This window comes from Pseudomonas sp. PICF6, from assembly GCF_009831705.1.
GTDB classification, from domain to species: domain Bacteria; phylum Pseudomonadota; class Gammaproteobacteria; order Pseudomonadales; family Pseudomonadaceae; genus Aquipseudomonas; species Aquipseudomonas rhizophila.
The window spans coordinates 218,219-218,496 of the sequence record NZ_WUUD01000020.1; the positions used below are offsets into that span (position 1 = coordinate 218,219).

General features: G+C 56.8%; 1 pseudogene. It reads left to right on the forward strand.

Annotated features, from left to right (window positions below):
- Window positions 1-56: 56 nt before the first annotated feature.
- A pseudogene (locus GSM73_RS27320) lies at window positions 57-278 on the forward strand (PilZ domain-containing protein); the annotation flags it as partial.

Below are 278 nucleotides of genomic sequence, written 5' to 3' on the forward strand. Positions count from 1 at the left end.
GCGGGGGTCACAAACCAGCTTTACACTCAGACCACCGCCGCTACCATGGGTTCGCCATGTCGACATTAGATGAAGAAGATCGCCGCGAATACTACCGTATCGAGGACACGATCGCACTGGAAATTCGGCCCCTCTCCATTCCTGAAGCCGCTGGCCAGGAAGTGTTGCAGGATGCTTCTCCACTGTTCAATCTGCTCAGCGAATTGCACCTGAGCGAATTCGAATCGCAACACCTGCTGCGCCAGATCAGCGAGCGCGAGCGCAGCATCGCGGCTTAC